The organism is Streptomyces sp. P5F9, assembly GCF_057961495.1.
Genome location: NZ_JBXVPZ010000984.1, coordinates 1 through 926 on the forward strand (window position 1 = coordinate 1; position 926 = coordinate 926).

The 926-nt window shown below is 69.9% G+C and carries 2 protein-coding genes; one reads left to right on the forward strand and one right to left on the reverse strand.

Annotated elements, in window-relative coordinates; genetic code table 11:
* Positions 1-325: SpoIIE family protein phosphatase (locus AC31A1_RS51955; RefSeq protein ID WP_489660001.1), on the forward strand; the 325-nt coding region annotated here is incomplete at its 5' end.
* A 56-nt stretch (positions 326-381) separates the two neighbouring features.
* Here AC31A1_RS51955 and AC31A1_RS51960 read toward each other — a convergent pair.
* A complete protein-coding gene (locus AC31A1_RS51960; RefSeq protein ID WP_489660002.1) occupies positions 382-717 on the reverse strand; it encodes a DUF2516 family protein in 336 nt (111 codons plus the stop codon).
* Positions 718-926: the final 209 nt, after the last annotated feature.

The following is a 926-nucleotide window of genomic DNA, read 5'->3' on the forward strand; positions in this document are numbered from 1 at the left end:
CCGCCCGGCCGAACTCCTCCCCTACGACAACAACGGCCCCGCCCTCGGCCTGCTCCCCGGCGCCCGCTGGCCCCGGATGCAGGTCGAACTGGGCGCCGAGTGGAGCCTGATGCTCTACACCGACGGCCTGATCGAGGGCCGGGTCGGCGAGGGCCGCCGCGAACGGCTCGGCCAGGACGGCATGGTGGCCATGGTCCGCCGCCAGCTCGCCGAGGGTCTGCGGGGCGAGGAACTGCTCCGGGCGGCGGTCAACGAGGTCCGCGACCTCAACGGCGGCGAGCTGACGGACGACGTGGCGGTGCTGATGCTGGACCGGACGCCGTGACTGCGTGACTCCGCGGCTCCGTGGCGAACGGTCGGTGCGGTGATCGCCGTACGGCTTCAGCGGCCGCCGTTGTACGGGCCGTAGGGGCCGTCGCTGCTGGAGCCGCCTCTGCGGCTGCGGCCGGCGCCGGGGAGGCCGCGGAGGGCCGGGCGTACGTCGACCATGTACACGATGGTCGCGACGAGGCCGATGATCGGCAGGAACGACAGGATGTTGAAGATCAGGTTCACCACGAAGGCGAGCCCCAGGATGATCAGCCAGAACGGCTTGGTCTTCTTGTCCGCGGCGCGATAGGCGTCCTCGCGACGCGTGGCGGCGTCGACGAGCGCGAAGCCGCTGAAAACGATCAGGGCGGTACTCAACAGCCACATGAACCCTGTGAAGCCCTGCATCAGCACTACGTCCACCACCCGACTCGACTCGTCCGTACGCGGTCACCGTACCCGCAACCGGATGCCCGCTACCCGAAGAACGGGCCGGGCACTCGTGGAGTGCCCGACCCGTTACTGATCACCCGTACGTGTTACTTGGCGGGCGGAGTCGTCTTCTTGGCGGTGGTCTTGCGGGCCGGGGCCTTCTTCGCGGCGGCCTTCTTCGCCGG